This is a genomic window from Consotaella salsifontis (assembly GCF_900167365.1).
Classification (GTDB): domain Bacteria; phylum Pseudomonadota; class Alphaproteobacteria; order Rhizobiales; family Rhizobiaceae; genus Consotaella; species Consotaella salsifontis.
The window spans coordinates 36348-49961 of record NZ_FUXL01000006.1; the positions used below are offsets into that span (position 1 = coordinate 36348).

A 13614-nucleotide genomic window follows, 5' to 3' on the forward strand; every position below is an offset into this window, starting at 1 on the left:
CCGATTGCGATCACGTAGGGTGAAGGCGCGCCGTCAGGGCAAGCGCCTATGTTCCAAGATTAGGCTTGTAAGGCGCGGGAAAAGAGGTCGACGATGACGGAGCGCATATTCATCGGGTCGGCGTGTGGCGAGCCGCAGATGCTCGAACTGAAGCGCGCCAACCGCCATGGCCTCATTGCCGGAGCAACAGGCACCGGCAAGACCATCACCATCCAGGGCATCATCGAGGCGCTTTCCGCTGCGGGTGTCCCGTCGTTCGTGGCTGACGTGAAAGGCGATCTCGCAGGCCTGGCCATGGCCGGCTCGCCTTTGTCGAAGCTCCACAAGACCTTCGTCCAGCGCGCCGCAGAGATCGGCGAGTTGGACTTTGCCTATGCCGACAATCCGGTTCAATTCTGGGATCTCTTTGGCGAAAAGGGGCATCCCGTCCGCTCCACCATCTCCGAGATGGGGCCGCTTCTGCTTTCGCGCATGCTCGACCTCAACGAGGTCCAGGAGGGCGTTCTCACCATTGCCTTTCATGTCGCGGACAAAGAAGGGCTTTTGCTCCTCGATCTCGACGACCTCCAGGCCATGCTGGCCCACTGCGCCGAGCGGGCCGACGAACTGACCATTCAGTACGGCAATGTCAGCAAGGCATCTGTCGGCGCCATTCAGCGCGCTCTGCTCCAGTTGCGCAGCCAGGGCGGCGATGCGTTCTTCGGCGAGCCGGCGCTGGCCATCGGCGATCTGATCGGCTGCGACGAGAAGGGCCGTGGCCTTGTCAACGTTCTCGCCGCCGACCGCCTGATGGCGAGTCCGCGGCTCTACTCCACCTTTCTGCTCTGGCTCCTGAGCGCCCTGTTCGAGCATCTGCCCGAGATCGGCGATCCGGATAAGCCGGTTCTCTGCTTCTTTTTCGATGAGGCGCACCTGCTTTTCGATCATTCGCCCAAGGCGCTTATCGAGAAGATCGAGCAAGTCGCCCGGCTCATCCGCTCGAAGGGCGTCGGCGTCTACTTCATCACACAGAACCCGGTCGACGTACCCGACACTGTCGCAGGACAACTTGGCAATCGCGTTCAGCATGCGCTGCGCGCCTATACGCCCCGAGATCAGGCGGCTGTGCGCGCCGCCGTTGCCACGTTTCGCGCCAATCCGGAGATCGATGTCGCTGAGGCGATCACAGAGCTGAAAGTCGGCGAGGCGCTGGTGTCGCTGCTTCAGGCGGATGGCGCGCCGTCGCCCGTCCAACGCACGCTGATCAAGCCGCCGCGCTCTCGTGCGGGTCCGATCACACCGGAGGAGCGGAAGATCCTCATGGACACGGATGCGGTCGGCGCGAAATATGACGCAGCGATCGACCGGGAGTCGGCCGAGGAACTGATAAAGGCGAAGACGGCAGAGGCGGCTGCGGCGGCCGCTGAGGTACAGGCGGCAAACGAGGCCGAGAAGACGGCCGCGCATCAGGCAAAGGAAGAGGCGCGGGCGGCCAAGGAGGTCGAGCGCCAGCGCATTGCGGCCGAACGAGCCGAGAGAAATTCGCCGTTCAACCAGATCGTGCGATCGGCGACCCGCTCGGCATCGTCGGCAATCGGGCGGGAGGTGGCCAATCAGGTCGCCAAGCAGGTCTTCGGCTCGTCGCGCGGCGCGGGCTCCAACATCGTGCGCGGCATCTTTCGCGGCGTTCTCGGCGGCCTCTTCAAGGGTCGCTGACGAATCGGTTGACATGCCGAGCCCACCGGACCATTGCCTCGCCCCATGATCGCGCTTCGCACCATGATCGTAACGACCGGCACACGCCCGTTTGGGTGTGCGGCGTCGTCGCGGCCATAGCCGTCGATCGTTCCCGCAGACCCCGCCGCGACGGTCAGGGGTCTGAAAGGCATTCGCCCTCTCCGTCCGGCCAAGACCGAAGGAGAATTGGCATGGCACAACATGACCAGGACCGAGAGCTTTCCGCGCCGGCGGGGCTCGTCGTAAGGGCGAGCCGCCCGAGTGATGCCGAAGCGCTGGCCGAGATCAAGAATCTACCGGCAGTGCGGGCCGGCACCTTGCGGCCGCCTTTTCAAAGCGTCGAGAGCGTTCGTGATTGGCTGGAGCACCTGAGCCCGCAAAGCCTGCACCTCGTCGCGGAACTGGATGATCGCGTCGTCGGCGAGGCCAGCCTTCGTTGCCAGGAGGGTCGGCGGCGTCACGTCGCAGACTTGGGAATGGACGTTCATGACGACTTCGCTGGCAAGGGAATTGGCACCGCCCTCCTCGCCGCACTCCTGGACGCGGCCGACAACTGGCTCGACATCCGACGCATCGAACTGACGGTCTTCGCGGACAACGCACCCGCCATTGCGCTCTACCGGAAATTCGGCTTCGAAACGGAGGGCACGCTCAGAAGCTGGGCTTTCCGCGACGGCGATTATGCCGATGTTCTGGCCATGGCGCGGCTGCACCGCATCTGAAGTCCGTCAGCCGCCGCGTTCAGTGCGCAGGCGCGCCCAATGGTCGAGCCGCCTGCCGATCTGGGCCTCCAGGCCGCGCCCCGTCGGCCTGTAGAAGGTCTGACGCCCCATTTCGGTCGGGAAATAGTCCTGTCCCGAAAAAGCGTCAGGCGTGTCGTGATCGTAAATGTAGCCCGACGAATAGCCCTCGGCCTTCATCAGCTTTGTCGGGGCGTTGAGAATGTGCTTTGGCGGTAGCAGCGATCCGTGCTCCTTGGCGGCGCGCTGCGCCGCCTTGAACGCCTTGTAGACTGCGTTCGACTTTGGCGCCGTCGCGAGATAGACGACGGCCTCCGCGAGCGCGAGTTCGCCTTCCGGAGAGCCGAGATAATCGTAGGCGTCCTTTGCGGCATTGGTGATGACGAGCGCCTGGGGATCAGCGAGGCCGATATCCTCGCTCGCCATCCGGACCATTCGGCGGCCGAGATAGAGAGGGTCCTCGCCGGCATCGAGCATCCGGCACAGATAGTAGAGAGCCGCATCGGGATCGGACCCGCGAACGGCCTTGTGAAGCGCGGAAATGAGATTGTAGTGGCCGTCCTGGCTCTTGTCGTAGAGCGGCGCGCGGCGCTGCACGACCTGACGAAGCCCCTCCGCTCCGAACACTTCCTCAGGTTTGGCGGCCCGCCAAACCTCCTCCGCAAGGCTTAGAACCGCCCGCCCATCGCCATCGGCAAGGCGCAGCAGCAGCTCTCGCCCGGCTTCATCCACCGGCAACGCCCGGCCCTCTGCCGCTTCGGCGCGCGTCAGCAGCGCGCCAAGCGCTTCGGGCCCCAACGACTGGAAGACAAGAACCCGCGAACGCGAGAGAAGCGCCGCGTTCAGCTCGAATGACGGATTTTCGGTCGTCGCACCGACCAGGACCACCGTGCCGTCCTCCATCACCGGGAGGAAGGAGTCCTGCTGGGCGCGGTTGAAGCGGTGAATCTCGTCGACGAACAGCAGCGTCGTGCGGCCGTTCTGGCGGCGAAGGCGCGCCGCCTCGAACACCTTCTTCAGATCGGCGACGCCCGAGAAAATCGCAGAAATCTGCTCGAAGGCGAAATCCACCTCTCCCGCCAGAAGCCGCGCGACGGTCGTCTTCCCCGTGCCCGGCGGGCCCCAGAAGATCATGGAGCCGAGTGACCGGCTCGCCAGCATCCGCGACAAGGCGCCGTCCGGGCCCGTCAGGTGCTCCTGACCGACGACCTCGGAAAGGTGCTGCGGGCGGAGACGATCGGCCAGCGGGCGCGGCGCCTCACGCCCCTCGCGTCGGGTTGGGCGCGAAGCCGATGTGCTCGCTTGAGCCTGTGGAAGATCACCGAAGAGGTCGGTCATGGCATTCGGTCTCGGAGCCCTCCCGGCATGGCGATCATGCCGGTCGGCGTCATCTTAGGACGCGGCGGATGCGCTGGCCATCGCGCTCGATCTCGAAGTCGAAGCCGCGAGGATCGCCCGCAAGCAAAGCCGCGAGCGCCTTCGTCGACTGGACCTTGCGGCCGTTGAGCATAACGAAGATATCGCGCGGCTGGAGCCCGATCTGTGCGGCGTAGGACCGGCCATCGATGGCGGAAACCACGACACCGCGCTTATCGGCTGGAAGGTTCAGCTCCTGCGCCACCTTGGGTGAGAGATTCTCGACCTCCGCCCCGGCGAAGGGATTGGGTCCGGATAGGGTCAGTCGCTCGCGCGCAGGCACCTCCGGCGCCGCAACAAGATCAAGGGTAAGCTGACGCTGACGCTCCGACGAGCGCACCGACAAAGTCACCGTTTTGCCGATTCCGGTCGTAGCGAGCCGATAAGCCAGCGCATCAGGGCTATCGATGGCAAAATCACCGACGGCCGTCACCACGTCTCCCGGCTCCAGGCCGGCCTTCTCCGCCGGGCTTTGCGCGGCGACATTCTCGATCAGCGCGCCAGCCGGACGGGCCATGCCCATCGCCTCCGCGATATCTCCCGTCACCGGAGCGAAGGTCGCTCCCACATAGGGACGCTCAAACTCCTTGCCGCCCTTCGCTGCTTCCACGAATACGCGCACCATGTTCGACGGAATAGCGAAGCCGATGCCGTTCGAGCCGCCCGAGCGGGAGAAGATCGCCGTGTTGACGCCGACCAGGCGCCCTTCCATGTCGATCAGCGCTCCGCCCGAATTGCCGGGGTTGATGGCCGCATCGGTCTGGATGAAATAGCCGAAATCGTTGGTACCGATATGGGTGCGGGCGAGCGCCGAGACGATGCCGCTCGTCACCGTCTGGCCGATGCCGAACGGATTGCCGATAGCTAGCACCAGATCACCTATCTCCAGCCGGTCGGAATCGGCCAGCGGGATCGTCGGGAATTTCTCTCCCGCATCGACCTTGAGGACGGCAAGATCGGCCTGCGCGTTCTTCGACAAAATCTGCGCGTCGAACTCGCGTCCGTCGGCAAGAGAGACTTTCACCTCGTCGGCGTTCTCAATGACGTGGTTGTTGGTGATGATGAGACCGCTGGCATCGACGATCACCCCTGAGCCGAGCGACTGCTCGATCCGCGGCCGACTGTTGAAGCGCCCCCCGAAAAACTGCTCGAAGAAGGGATCGCCCGCAAAGGGTGAGCGCGAGGGCACTTTGCGCGCGGCATAGACGTTGACCACCGCCGGCGCTGTTTCCTTGACCAGAGGCGCGAACGACAGCTGGAGCTCGGTCGCGCTCCGGGGCGCCTGGCGGTTGTTTGTCGGTTCGACTGGCTTGGCCGGAACGGGCCTTGCCGGGGGTTCAGCGGCAGCCGCCTCACCGGCGCGCGCAACCTTCGCCGTATGCACCTCGCCAGTTCGTCCGTCCGCAGTCATTCCAGCAGCCGGAGGTTCTGCCGAAGGACCAGACCCAGGCGACATCGGAACAAAGGATGCGCCGCCCACGAGGGCGAGCGCGGCGACGGCAACAATGAATGCTCGTTTCACCGAAAGACCCTGCTGTTGTTACGGCACCGCGCGGAGCGGCGCTCTTGCGGCTTCATATAGGGCTGCAACGAAAAAGGGGCCCCGAAAAGGGCCCCTTCGATTTAATTTCTGGCGCACCGGTTTGGTTAATGCGCGACCGTCTCCACCTCAGAAGCCGAGGCCGCCTCAGGAAGATCGGCCGTCGCATAGCTGGCAGTGAGAACGCCGAAAGCAGCCACAGCCGCCAGCAGTGTCAGAAGAGTTCGACGCATGGATGATTCGCCTTTGGAGAAGTCGTCGCCGATATTATTCATGAGAATTGTTGAGCCCGGGTTAATGTTTGCCGCATTTGCGCCAGATTTGGCGACCGTTGCCACAAGAATGCCGGCTGGGGCAGAAGGTTGCATGGGCAGCGAATAAGTTCCTGCCCCGTTGGAAGCTGCAATCGCACAAGACGCCGGTGAGCGCGAGAACAGTTTTGCCACAGCGCCGAAATGTTCACCGGGATTAATTTGTCAGGGGATATCTGCCGGTTCGCTCGACGGCGTATCATCCCAGACCAAAGGAACGCAGTGAGCAGGCCGTCGCCGAGATCGCTTCCTCGCCCGGACGCGCCGAGATACCGAGAACTTGGCGCGTGGGGCCGGTGTCGTAATCGCGCCGGCCCCCGAGTTCCGGCACGACATGCCGAAGCTGGCGCGAGAAGATCGCGGCGCCCTTGACCAGAACGTCCGGCAGCGTCACGCGCGGCAGACGCTTGCGGAGGTCGGGGTATTCAGTGCCGACCACCGAGGCAATCTCACCAAGGGAAAAGCTTCCCGCCGCCAATATGAAGCGCCGCCCGTCCGCCCCGGGAGCCGTCATCGCAGCAACATGGGCGGCGGCAACGTCGCGCACGTCGACGATGCCAACCGATATGCGCGGGACGAAGGGCATACGCCCTCGCATCATCAGGCGGATCAGTTCCAGTGAGGCGGCGCAGTGGCTGTCCAGCGCGGGGCCGAGGATCACGACAGGATTGATCGAAACGAATTGCGTGGCGGATCCAGCCAGCGCCTCGCGCGCCCCGACCTCCGCCAACGTCTTTGACACCGCGTAGGGCGAAATCCCCGGTCCATCGACGTTTGAAAAATCCGACTCGGTTACAGGGCGATCGAGCGGTGGCCGATGACCGTAGCTCATGGCGGCGATCGAGGATGTCATGACGACGCGCTCTACGCCCGCCGCTCGCGCGGCCTCCATCACGCGGATGGCGCCCCCTCGCGCCACGGGAACAAGAGCTTCCCGGCTCTTCGGCTGCAGCACAGGGAACGGCGACGCCGTATGAAGCACGAAGCGGCAGCCCGTTGCGGCATTTCTCCAGCCATGGTCGCGTGTCAGGTCCGCTTCGATGATCTGGAGACGCGAAACATCCCCATCCGCCGCCGCCACCGTCTCAGTCAGTTCCTGCGCCTTGGCGCCGCTGCGCACGGTTGCGCGGACAGAGAAGCACCCAGAGATAAGCCCGACGACGATGTGTTTCGCGAGAAAGCCGGTTCCGCCGGTTACGAGAACGATGTCCTGGCTCATCCCTCTTCTTCCACATCTCCACCGCTGAAGCAGCATCCCGCCAGAAACAACAAAGGGGCCACGCGGGCCCCTTCGATAAACTAGAAATGATCGGATCCGATCAGTCCTCGGTTGCCTCTGCTGCCTCGGCCTCGAGACGCGCGCGATCAGCGGCGCCCTTGGCATCGGGATCGCGGTCGACGAATTCGATCACCGCGAGCGGCGCGTTGTCGCCACGGCGGAAGCCGGCCTTCAGGACGCGGGTATAGCCGCCGTTGCGCTCGGCATAACGCGGAGCCAACGTGGTGAAGAGCTTCGAAGCGGCTCCCTCGTCGCGGAGCTGCGAAATCGCCTGACGGCGGGCATGAAGATCGCCCCGCTTTCCGAGGGTGATGAGCTTCTCGACGATCGGACGCAGGTCCTTCGCCTTCGGGAGCGTGGTCACGATCTGCTCGTGAACGATCAGCGATGACGCCATGTTGGCGAACATTGCCTTGCGGTGGCTGGCGGTGCGGTTGAGCTTCCGTCCGCGATTGGCGTGGCGCATGGTGCTTTCCTCAATAGTTCAGGTGGCCGGACGTTGCCGGGAGTCGGTATCTTTGCGTCCCTGCCGATCGCGACAGGTCGCCGTGCCTTTGAAAGATGAGAGGCTCCCGCCGGCACGGCGCCGCCGGGAGCAGAAAGGGCATACCCTTAGTACTGGTCTTCGTACCGCTTGGCGAGGTCGTCGATGTTCTCGGGCGGCCAAGCCGGCACTTCCATGCCGAGGTGGAGCCCCATCGAAGCCAGGACTTCCTTGATCTCGTTCAGCGACTTGCGGCCGAAGTTCGGCGTGCGAAGCATTTCGGCTTCGGTCTTCTGAATGAGATCGCCGATATAGACGATGTTGTCGTTCTTCAGGCAGTTCGCCGAACGGACGGAGAGCTCCAGCTCGTCCACCTTCTTCAGAAGCGCCGGGTTGAACGCGAGCTCAGCGATCTGCTCCTCGGCACCGCCGCGCGTCTCGCGCTGCGGCTCCTCGAAGTTCACGAAGATCGAAAGCTGGTCCTGCAGAATGCGGGCAGCATAGGCCACGGCATCCTCACCGGAGATCGAGCCATCGGTCTCGATCTCCATCGTCAGCTTGTCCTTGTTGAGATCCTGGCCCTCACGGGTGTTCTCGACCTTGTAGGACACCTTCTTGACCGGCGAAAACAAGCTGTCGACCGGAATGAGGCCGATAGGCGCATCCTCGGCCCGGTTCTGATCGGCAGGAACGTATCCCTTGCCGGTGTTGACCGTGAACTCAATGCGGATTTCAGCACCCTCGTCCAGGGTGCAGATCTCGTGCTCGGGGTTCAAAACCTCGACGTCGCCGACAGTCTGAATATCACCGGCGCGAACGACCGCGGGGCCCTGCTTGCGCAGAACCATGCGCTTCGGACCCTCGCCCTGCATCTTGATGGCGACTTCCTTGACGTTCAGGACGATGTCGGTAACATCCTCGCGCACACCAGGGATCGACGAGAACTCATGGAGAACGCCGTCGATCTGGATCGCGGTGACCGCCGCGCCCTGAAGAGAAGAAAGAAGAACGCGGCGAAGCGCGTTGCCAAGCGTCAGGCCGAAGCCCCGCTCGAGAGGCTCGGCGACCAGCGTCGCCTTGGTCCGGCTGCCGCCGTTTTTGAACTCAACCTGATTCGGCTTCGTCAGGTTTTGCCAATTGCTTGCAATCATGGCATCAGCCTTTCAGTTTCCTCGCCACCATCAAATCGTGGCGACGGTTCTGAGGGAAGAAAACGCCTTCCCTTCCGGCCAAAAGAGCCCGGCGGGCCGGGCTCCAAAAAAATCAATTAAACGCGGCGCTTCTTGCGAGGCCGGACGCCATTGTGCGGAATTGGCGTCACGTCGCGGATCGACGTGATGGTGAAGCCCGCGGCCTGAAGAGCGCGCAAAGCCGATTCACGGCCCGAGCCGGGTCCCGAAACCTCGACCTCGAGGGTCCGCATGCCATGCTCCTGCGCCTTCTTAGCGGCATCCTCGGCTGCGATCTGCGCGGCGAACGGGGTCGACTTACGCGAACCCTTGAAGCCCTGCGACCCGGCCGACGACCAGGCAATCGCATTGCCCTGGGCATCGGTGATCGTGATCAGCGTATTGTTGAACGAGGAGTTAACGTGGGCAACGCCCGACGTGATGTTCTTGCGCTCGCGGCGGCGAACGCGTTGGGTGTCCTTGGCCATTTCCGTATCCTTGATCTCAACACCGCCGTAGCACCGGCGGCTCCACCAGACCCGCGCATTTGGCGCGGGCCGGACTTACTTCTTCTTGCCGGCGATCGCCTTGGCGGGACCCTTGCGCGTGCGGGCATTGGTGTGCGTGCGCTGACCGCGAACCGGCAGGCCGCGACGGTGACGCAGGCCACGGTAGCAACCAAGGTCCATCAGCCGCTTGATGTTCATCGCGGTCTCGCGACGAAGATCGCCCTCGACCTGATAGTCGCGATCGATGATCTCACGGATCTGCAGCACTTCCGCATCGCTCAGGTCATGAACGCGACGGTCGTCGGCGATATTCACCTTGGCGACGATCTCCTTGGCGAAGGTCGGACCAATGCCGTGAATATACTGCAGCGCGATCACAACGCGCTTGTTGGTCGGGATGTTGACGCCAGCGATACGAGCCACGTCCGTTCTCCTCAGAATTTCAGGGCCGATCGCCCACGATGGCGACCAGCAAAGCCGATACACGAAAACGACCGGACTCGGGTTCCGGCCAAGCAAACCCGCGCCGATCGCTTAAGATTCGCGAATAGGCGCGTGATATAGTGGGTGGGCCATGCGCCGTCAACCGCCGCATGGCCCCCTTCAAGGATCACCGCCTCAGGAAGCGAGGATCTTGTCGATCTCCGCAGCGACCTGCTCGACGGGCTGCATCCCGTCGACCGCCCGCAAAAGACCCTTGCAGTAATAGAATCCGACCAAGGGCGACGTCTCTTTGTAGTAGGCCTTGAGCCGCGTCACCATGGTCTCGGCGTTATCGTCAGGGCGACGCTTGAACTCCGTCGAACCACAGACGTCGCAAACGCCTTCCATCTTCGGCTTGCGATCCAGGTCGTGATAGACAGCGCCGCAGTTGGCGCAGGTGAAGCGTCCGCTTACGCGATGAACGAGCACGTCGTCGTCCACCCGTATCTCGATCACATGATCGAGCGGCTGGCGCAGAGATGCCATCATGCGATCCGCCGCTTCCGCCTGGTTCAGCGTCCGAGGATAACCGTCGAAGATAAACCCGCGCGAACAATCGGGCTGGCTGATTCTCTCGGCAACAATGGCATTGACGATCTCGTCCGAAACCAGCTTGCCCGAGTCCATCGCCGCTTTGGCCTGAAGACCGACCGGCGTTTGCTCAGCGACCGCGGCCCGAAGCATATCGCCCGTCGACAGCTGCGGGATGCGGTACTTTTCGACAAGCCTGTGCGCTTGCGTTCCCTTCCCCGCCGCCGGCGGCCCCAACAGAATCAGTCTCATCGCGTCCCTCTTCGTCCACCGCGAAGCTTTGCCTTCTTGACCAGCCCTTCGTACTGGTGCGCCAAGAGATGTCCCTGAATTTGAGCAACCGTATCCATCGTCACCGAAACGACGATGAGAAGCGAGGTGCCGCCGAGATAGAACGGCACGCCGGCGGCCGAGATGAGAAACTCCGGAAGCAGGCAGATGAGGACCAGGTAGATCGCGCCGATCACCGTGATACGGGTCAGCACGTAATCGATGTACTCAGCGGTGCGCTCTCCGGGGCGAATGCCCGGAATGAAACCGCCATGGCGCTTCAGATTGTCCGCCGTATCCTTCGGATTGAAGACAACCGCCGTGTAAAAAAACGAGAAAAAGATGATCAGGCCCGCGTAGATCAGCATGTAAAGCGGCTGCCCATGCCCCAGTGAAGCAATGATCGCCGTGGCCCAACCCGGCAGAGTCGTCGTGTTGGCAAAGTTCGCGATCGTCACCGGCAGAAGCAGCAGCGAGGACGCGAAGATCGGCGGAATGACACCGGACGTATTGAGCTTCAATGGTAGATGCGACGTATCGCCCTGGAACATGCGATTGCCGACCTGACGCTTGGGATACTGGATCAGCAGACGGCGCTGGGCGCGCTCCATGAACACGATGAAGCCGACGCAGAGGATCGCCACGACGATCACCGTCAGGATGATGCCGGTCGACAGGGCACCGGTGCGCCCGAGTTCCAGCAAGCGCGCGATTGCTGCGGGCAAGTTGGCGACGATGCCGGTGAAGATGATCAACGAAATTCCGTTGCCGATGCCCCGCGAGGTGATCTGCTCACCCACCCACATCAGAAACATGGTGCCGCCAACCAGCGTGATCACCGTCGACACCCGAAAGAACCAGCCCGGATCGACAACGATGTTGGCACCGTGCTCCAGCCCGACCGAGATCCCGTAGGCCTGAGCCGTAGCAAGCAAAACGGTCCCGTAGCGGGTGTATTGGTTGATGATCTTGCGGCCCTGCTCGCCCTCCTTCTTCAGCGACTCCAGAGAGGGAATCACCGACGTCATCAACTGAATGATGATCGAGGCGGAGATATACGGCATAATACCGAGCGCAAAGATCGCCATCCGCCCGACGGCGCCGCCCGCAAACATGTTGAACAGGCCGAGAATGCCGGTCGACTGTTGTTGGAAGGCTTGCGCCAGCGCATCGGGGTTGATGCCGGGCATCGGGATATACGTACCCAGCCGATACACGACAAGCGCACCCAGCGTGAACCAGATGCGCTTCTTGAGATCCTCAGCTTTCGCGAAAGCCGAGAAATTGAGATTTGCGGCAAGTTGTTCCGCTGCCGAGGCCATCGCTTGTTCTCCGTCGCAGGTCAGCGTCTCGCGAGAAGGGCTCGCGCCGCAAAAACGCAACGCGAGCCCAAGCGAGGTGCTAGGCCTCTACTTCGGCCTTGACCGTGGTCGTCACCGAGCCACCGGCCTTCTCGACCTTCTCGATGGCCGACTTCGACGCGCCGGCGACGGTAATGTCAAGCTTCACAGAAATTTCGCCGTCACCGAGAAGACGGACACCGTCCTTCGTGCGACGAAGAACGCCAGCCACCTTGAGTGCTTCGGCGTCCACCGCCTTGGAGGCGTCGATGCGTCCGGCATCCACCGCCTGCTGCAAGCGGCCGACCGAGACGACGTTGTACGACTTGGCGAAAATGTTGGTGAAACCGCGCTTCGGCAGGCGCCGATAGAGCGGCATCTGGCCACCCTCGAAGGCGTTGACGGCAACGCCCGAACGGGACTTTTGGCCCTTTACGCCGCGTCCGCCGGTCTTGCCCGAGCCTGAGCCGATACCGCGTCCCAGACGCTTACGGCTGTGGGTCGCGCCCACCTTGTCGGAGAGTTCGTTGAGCTTCATGGCGATATCTCCCGGCTCAGGCTCCCTCGACCACACGGACGAGGTGCTGCACCTTGGCGATCATTCCGCGCACTGCGGGCGTGTCTTCCAGCGTGCGGCGGCGATTCATTTTGTTCAGACCCAGGCCGATCAGCGTTTTCTGCTGGTCGTCCGGGCGGCGAAGCGGGCTGCCGATCTGCTCGACGGTGATCGTCTTGCCCGAGGTCGTCTTGGCTGCCATCTCAAGGCTCCTTTGTCAGTTCGTCCGCGCGGCTCAAACCGCAGCGGCCAGTTGCCTTCAGTCTTCCGCGCCCACGAGGTCGCGGCGGCGAGCCTGCAGCGTCGAATACTTGATTCCACGCTTTGCGGCGACGTCCTTCGGATGCATCTGGTGCTTCAAGGCGTCAAAGGTGGCGCGAACCATGTTGTAGGGATTGGAGGACCCCAAGGACTTCGCGACCACGTCGTGCATGCCCACGGCTTCGAACACCGCGCGCATCGGGCCACCCGCGATGATTCCAGTACCGGCTTCAGCCGACCGAAGAAGCACACGGCCCGCTCCATGGCGGCCAGCGACGTCGTGGTGGAGCGTACGCGCGTCACGCAGCGGCACGAAGATCATGTCGCGCTTGGCAGCCTCGGTCGCCTTGCGAATGGCTTCCGGCACCTCGCGTGCCTTGCCATGGCCGAAACCGACCCGGCCCTTGAGATCGCCGACGACGACGAGAGCTGCGAAGCCGAAACGGCGACCGCCCTTCACCACCTTGGCAACGCGATTGATGTGGACGAGCTTGTCGACAAACCCGTCATCCCGCTCTTCGCGGTCGTTTCTTTCGTTTCTAGGCGCCATGATCCTGTCCTTGTTCTTTTCCGGAGGCGTCCAACGTTAGAGCGCCGGACGTAGCCGGCGCTCGGTGAACCTGCTTGGTGAGCAGGATTTAGAAGTTCAGCCCGCCTTCGCGGGCCGAGTCGGCAAGCGCCTTGATCCGGCCGTGATAGATGAACGAGCCGCGATCGAAGACCACGTCCGTGACCCCCGCCGCCTTGGCCCGCTCTGCCACCAACTTGCCGACCGCCGCGGCCGCAGCCACGTCCGCGCCCGTCTTCAGATCGCCACGCAAACCGGTGTCCAACGTCGACGCGGACGCGAGGGTGCGCCCCGCGGCGTCGTCGATGACCTGAGCGTAGATGTTCTTCGACGAACGGTGAATAGAAAGGCGCGGACGACCGTTCGCCGCGGCCTTCAAGGCCCGGCGGACGCGGCTCGCGCGCTTTCTCATGATTTCCTTCTGAGTCGCCATGATCGCGT

General features: G+C 63.1%; 16 protein-coding genes. 2 read left to right on the forward strand and 14 right to left on the reverse strand.

The window, feature by feature from the left end; translation table 11 throughout:
* Positions 1-93: 93 nt before the first annotated feature.
* Both B5D38_RS10050 and B5D38_RS10055 read left to right on the forward strand, forming a co-directional pair.
* Positions 94-1695: a helicase HerA-like domain-containing protein gene (locus B5D38_RS10050; protein WP_078708298.1), complete on the forward strand. Its 1602-nt coding sequence runs from the start codon at positions 94-96 to the stop codon at positions 1693-1695.
* A 212-nt stretch (positions 1696-1907) separates the two neighbouring features.
* Entirely contained in the window at positions 1908-2438 is a 531-nt protein-coding gene (locus B5D38_RS10055) for a GNAT family N-acetyltransferase (protein ID WP_078708299.1), read from the forward strand.
* Positions 2439-2444: 6 nt separating this feature from the next.
* Here the strand turns inward: B5D38_RS10055 and B5D38_RS10060 are convergent, their stop codons facing one another.
* The 14 genes from B5D38_RS10060 to rplR all read right to left on the reverse strand — a co-directional run bounded on the left by B5D38_RS10060 (position 2445) and on the right by rplR (position 13606).
* On the reverse strand, positions 2445-3794 hold the full coding sequence (locus tag B5D38_RS10060) for a replication-associated recombination protein A (protein WP_078708300.1): 1350 nt from the start codon (positions 3792-3794) through the stop codon (positions 2445-2447).
* 49 nt (positions 3795-3843) lie between these two features.
* A complete protein-coding gene (locus tag B5D38_RS10065; RefSeq protein ID WP_245319096.1) occupies positions 3844-5256 on the reverse strand; it encodes a DegQ family serine endoprotease in 1413 nt (470 codons plus the stop codon).
* A 263-nt stretch (positions 5257-5519) separates the two neighbouring features.
* Positions 5520-5780 carry a hypothetical protein gene (locus B5D38_RS22375; RefSeq protein ID WP_131829899.1) on the reverse strand — a complete coding sequence of 87 codons (261 nt, stop codon included), beginning with the start codon at positions 5778-5780 and terminating at the stop codon, positions 5520-5522.
* A 142-nt stretch (positions 5781-5922) separates the two neighbouring features.
* Positions 5923-6942, reverse strand: coding sequence for an NAD-dependent epimerase/dehydratase family protein (locus B5D38_RS10070; RefSeq protein ID WP_078708302.1), 1020 nt, complete (start codon positions 6940-6942; stop codon positions 5923-5925).
* A 100-nt stretch (positions 6943-7042) separates the two neighbouring features.
* Positions 7043-7468 carry a 50S ribosomal protein L17 gene (gene rplQ / locus B5D38_RS10075; RefSeq protein ID WP_078708303.1) on the reverse strand — a complete coding sequence of 142 codons (426 nt, stop codon included), beginning with the start codon at positions 7466-7468 and terminating at the stop codon, positions 7043-7045.
* Between the two features lie 146 nt (positions 7469-7614).
* On the reverse strand, positions 7615-8637 hold the full coding sequence (locus B5D38_RS10080) for a DNA-directed RNA polymerase subunit alpha (RefSeq protein WP_078708304.1): 1023 nt from the start codon (positions 8635-8637) through the stop codon (positions 7615-7617).
* 116 nt (positions 8638-8753) lie between these two features.
* Positions 8754-9143, reverse strand: coding sequence for a 30S ribosomal protein S11 (gene rpsK, locus B5D38_RS10085; protein ID WP_078708305.1), 390 nt, complete (start codon positions 9141-9143; stop codon positions 8754-8756).
* 75 nt (positions 9144-9218) lie between these two features.
* A complete protein-coding gene (gene rpsM, locus B5D38_RS10090; protein ID WP_078708306.1) occupies positions 9219-9587 on the reverse strand; it encodes a 30S ribosomal protein S13 in 369 nt (122 codons plus the stop codon).
* Positions 9588-9782: 195 nt separating this feature from the next.
* The gene (locus tag B5D38_RS10095; RefSeq protein ID WP_078708307.1) at positions 9783-10430 is read right to left on the reverse strand and encodes an adenylate kinase; all 648 of its coding nucleotides are present in this window, start codon (positions 10428-10430) and stop codon (positions 9783-9785) included.
* On the reverse strand, positions 10427-11770 hold the full coding sequence (gene secY / locus B5D38_RS10100; protein WP_078708308.1) for a preprotein translocase subunit SecY: 1344 nt from the start codon (positions 11768-11770) through the stop codon (positions 10427-10429). The genes B5D38_RS10095 and secY overlap by 4 nt, the downstream gene beginning before the upstream one ends.
* A 79-nt stretch (positions 11771-11849) precedes the next feature.
* Positions 11850-12326 (reverse strand): 50S ribosomal protein L15, encoded by a 477-nt coding sequence (rplO, locus tag B5D38_RS10105; protein ID WP_078708309.1) that lies wholly within the window; start codon positions 12324-12326, stop codon positions 11850-11852.
* A 16-nt stretch (positions 12327-12342) separates the two neighbouring features.
* Positions 12343-12546 (reverse strand): 50S ribosomal protein L30, encoded by a 204-nt coding sequence (gene rpmD / locus B5D38_RS10110; protein WP_078708310.1) that lies wholly within the window; start codon positions 12544-12546, stop codon positions 12343-12345.
* A gap of 57 nt (positions 12547-12603) precedes the next feature.
* Entirely contained in the window at positions 12604-13155 is a 552-nt protein-coding gene (gene rpsE / locus B5D38_RS10115) for a 30S ribosomal protein S5 (RefSeq protein ID WP_078708311.1), read from the reverse strand.
* An 88-nt stretch (positions 13156-13243) separates the two neighbouring features.
* Positions 13244-13606: a 50S ribosomal protein L18 gene (gene rplR / locus B5D38_RS10120; protein WP_078708312.1), complete on the reverse strand. Its 363-nt coding sequence runs from the start codon at positions 13604-13606 to the stop codon at positions 13244-13246.
* Between the last annotated feature and the right edge of the window lie 8 nt (positions 13607-13614).

What these genes read in the sequence shown, in the direction of transcription:
- B5D38_RS10080 (WP_078708304.1), bottom strand. Translation starts at nt 8,637, where the DNA reads ATGATTGCAAGCAATTGGCAAAACCTGACGAAGCCGAATCAGGTTGAG.
- rpmD (WP_078708310.1), bottom strand. Translation starts at nt 12,546, where the DNA reads ATGGCAGCCAAGACGACCTCGGGCAAGACGATCACCGTCGAGCAGATC.
- rpsE (WP_078708311.1), bottom strand. Translation starts at nt 13,155, where the DNA reads ATGGCGCCTAGAAACGAAAGAAACGACCGCGAAGAGCGGGATGACGGG.
- rplO (WP_078708309.1), bottom strand. Translation starts at nt 12,326, where the DNA reads ATGAAGCTCAACGAACTCTCCGACAAGGTGGGCGCGACCCACAGCCGT.
- rpsK (WP_078708305.1), bottom strand. Translation starts at nt 9,143, where the DNA reads ATGGCCAAGGACACCCAACGCGTTCGCCGCCGCGAGCGCAAGAACATC.
- B5D38_RS10070 (WP_078708302.1), bottom strand. Translation starts at nt 6,942, where the DNA reads ATGAGCCAGGACATCGTTCTCGTAACCGGCGGAACCGGCTTTCTCGCG.
- B5D38_RS10060 (WP_078708300.1), bottom strand. Translation starts at nt 3,794, where the DNA reads ATGACCGACCTCTTCGGTGATCTTCCACAGGCTCAAGCGAGCACATCG.
- rplR (WP_078708312.1), bottom strand. Translation starts at nt 13,606, where the DNA reads ATGGCGACTCAGAAGGAAATCATGAGAAAGCGCGCGAGCCGCGTCCGC.
- secY (WP_078708308.1), bottom strand. Translation starts at nt 11,770, where the DNA reads ATGGCCTCGGCAGCGGAACAACTTGCCGCAAATCTCAATTTCTCGGCT.
- B5D38_RS10050 (WP_078708298.1), top strand. Translation starts at nt 94, where the DNA reads ATGACGGAGCGCATATTCATCGGGTCGGCGTGTGGCGAGCCGCAGATG.
- rplQ (WP_078708303.1), bottom strand. Translation starts at nt 7,468, where the DNA reads ATGCGCCACGCCAATCGCGGACGGAAGCTCAACCGCACCGCCAGCCAC.
- B5D38_RS10055 (WP_078708299.1), top strand. Translation starts at nt 1,908, where the DNA reads ATGGCACAACATGACCAGGACCGAGAGCTTTCCGCGCCGGCGGGGCTC.
- B5D38_RS22375 (WP_131829899.1), bottom strand. Translation starts at nt 5,780, where the DNA reads ATGCAACCTTCTGCCCCAGCCGGCATTCTTGTGGCAACGGTCGCCAAA.
- B5D38_RS10095 (WP_078708307.1), bottom strand. Translation starts at nt 10,430, where the DNA reads ATGAGACTGATTCTGTTGGGGCCGCCGGCGGCGGGGAAGGGAACGCAA.